This is a genomic window from Sphingomonas oligophenolica (assembly GCF_039522915.1).
GTDB lineage: Bacteria > Pseudomonadota > Alphaproteobacteria > Sphingomonadales > Sphingomonadaceae > Sphingomonas > Sphingomonas oligophenolica.
Window position 1 is genome coordinate 1 of sequence record NZ_BAAAEH010000006.1, and the last position, 2,578, is coordinate 2,578.

The 2,578-nt window shown below is 63.4% G+C and carries 2 protein-coding genes and 1 pseudogene; 2 read left to right on the forward strand and 1 reads right to left on the reverse strand.

What is annotated here, in order from left to right; translation table 11 throughout:
* Positions 1-261: 261 nt before the first annotated feature.
* Complete coding sequence (gene tnpC, locus ABD050_RS04865) at positions 262-1,797, forward strand: IS66 family transposase (RefSeq protein ID WP_343888094.1); 1,536 nt, start codon at positions 262-264, stop codon at positions 1,795-1,797.
* Positions 1,794-2,435: a YecA/YgfB family protein gene (locus ABD050_RS04870; RefSeq protein WP_343888095.1), complete on the forward strand. Its 642-nt coding sequence runs from the start codon at positions 1,794-1,796 to the stop codon at positions 2,433-2,435. Before tnpC ends, ABD050_RS04870 begins: the two co-directional genes overlap by 4 nt.
* Positions 2,436-2,471: 36 nt before the next feature.
* Here the strand turns inward: ABD050_RS04870 and ABD050_RS04875 are convergent.
* Positions 2,472-2,578, reverse strand: a pseudogene (locus ABD050_RS04875) (transposase); the annotation flags it as partial.

Consider the following 2,578-nt stretch of genomic DNA (forward strand, 5'->3'; position numbering starts at 1 on the left):
ACCCTGCGGACATGCTATCGCCGATACCCATCAGTTCTGGAATGTGGGGGTGATTTCGCGCTTACGTTGCCATGCTGATCGAGGGGCTGAACTGGAAGCAGGCGATCGTCCATGACGAGGTGGTCACACCGACGCTCGCATGAGCAAAAAGATGAGGGAATCCGGCGTTTTTTGTAGGTTCTAGCGACGCCTTCCGCTATCATCGACGGCATGCGGTTCCCCCTCGATCGCCTTCCTGCAGACCCTGTTCTCCTGCAGAAAATGCTGCGCGAGATGGCCGATGTCCTGGAGCAGGAACGGGCCGAGTTGAAGTCGGCGAAGGCGACGGTTCAAGCCCAGACGTTGAAGATCGAGAAGCTCGAACATCGCGTGGCGCGGCTTCTGCGCGTCCAGTTCGGCTGTAGCTCCGAGAAGATGGATATCGCCCAGCTGCGGCTGATGTTCGACGAGGTCGAGACGCCTGAGCCCGCCAATGACGACGCGGCGGTGGCACCGACGACGAAATCCGCTCGCAAGCCCGGCTGCCGCGTGCCGCTCCCGGCACACCTGCCTCGCCACACGGTCGAACATCCGCCCGGCGCTTGCAGCGCCGGCTGCTCCGGGCCGACGGTGAAGATCGACGAGGCGGTCACCGAGGTGCTCGACTATGTTCCGGCGCGGTTCCGCGTGATCCGTCATGTGCGTTCGCGTGTGGTGTGCCGCGCCTGCGAGCAGATCCGTCAGGCGCCCGCGGTCGAACTGCCGTTGCCCAAGGTCATGGCGAGCAGTGCGATGCTCGCGCATCTGATCGTCAGCCGCTTCGTCGATCATCAGCCCTGGCACCGGCAGTCGGTGATCTTGCGCCGGGTGGGGCTCGATATCGATCGCGATGTGATGAGCCGTTGGGCGAGGAAGCTGGCCTGGCTGCTGGCGCCGCTTGGCGAGCGGCTGTTCGCCTATATCTGTGAAGCCGACAAGATCCACGGCGACGACACACCAGTCACGTTGCTGGGCAGCGGTGATGGCAGCCGGACCGGGCACTTCTGGGTTTATCTGCGCGATGATCGGTCGAGCGGCGACATGCGCCCGCCGGCCGTGGTCTATCGGTTCAGTGCCGACCGGGGTGGCGCTCATCCTGCCGAGCATCTTGCGGGATATCGCGGCTATCTGCAGGCCGATGGCTATGCCGGCTACAACGCGCTCTATCGTCATCCCAAGAGCAAGGCGCCGAGGGGCGTCGTCGAGGTTGGCTGCTGGAGCCATGCCCGACGTAAATTTACCGACATCCTCGAAAAGAACCCGTCACCGATCGCGGCGGAGGCAGTGGTGCGGATCGCCGAACTGTTCGCCATCGAGCGAACGATCAAAGGCGCGCCACCTGATGAACGAAGACGGGTCCGCCGGGCCCAGGCCGTGTCGAAGCTGGAGGCGTTGCGCGGCTGGCTCGAACTACAGCAACGTGGTCTGTCCTCCGACAGCATTTTGGGACGCGCCTGTCGTTATCCGCTCAACCGTTGGGCAGCGATGGTCCGCTACTGCGACGACGGCTGCCTCGAGATCAGCAACAATCTTGTCGAAAACGCCCTGCGCGGCGTGGCCCTGGGACGGCGCAACTGGATGTTCGTCGGCTCGATGAAGGGTGGCGAGGCGGCGGCGCTGTTCTACGCGCTGGCTGGCACCTGTCGCCTCAACGGCGTCGAGCCCGAGGCCTGGTTCACCGACGTCATCGAGCGCATCGGCGACCATCCCATCAATCGGATCGACGAGTTCCTGCCGTGGAACTGGCAAGCTGCTCGCAATATGGTGCTCGCGGCGTGAACAGCACGAAGCTCTCAGCGTCGATCCTGGCCCACCCTGACCTGGATCCTGACCTGCTGCCTCCGCTGGAGATGGATGGCTATCTCACCGGAATATTGGTGACGCCGGATCTCGATGCCGAGCAATGGGTTGCAGGGCTGTGGAAGCAAATCCCTGACTTCACTGACGAGCGCCGGCTGCACGCCGCTCTTGTCAGCGCCCTGGCACGGCGCAAGACGATCGAGACCGAACTTCAGAAAGGTTGGCCGGCCTTCCGCCCAGGCTTTAGCGAAATCGGCAAGAAGGCTGACCATGACAAGGTCAGGATCTGGGTCCGCGGGTTCTGGAAGGCCATGCGGCTCGACCCGGAATACTGGGCGGATCTGGCTCAGGATGAGCGCACGGCCTCGTTCATCGGCCTCTTCGTCGGCTTCATGGATATGCTCGAAGACATTGAGGAGCGTGAGGACGCTGATGAACTCCGCGACGAGCACGCTGCTCTCATGCCACGCGCGCTCGTCGGCATGCGAAAACTGGCTCTCATGCGCGAGGGGAATGCTCGTGCGCTCACTTCCATGAAAGCTACCAAGGTGGGACGAAACGCCCCGTGCCCTTGCGGCTCAGGCCAGAAGTTTAAGCGCTGCTGCAGCGCCAACTGACCGCGAAAATCAAGGCCGGGTTCCGTCGGCGCTTACGGTGGTGTAGACGATCCTGCGGACCTCGTCGGGGAAGGCAAAGAACGGGATGACCTCGCTCCATGCGCGCCGCCAGCTCTGGCCGATGGCGGGATAGCGCTGGCCCC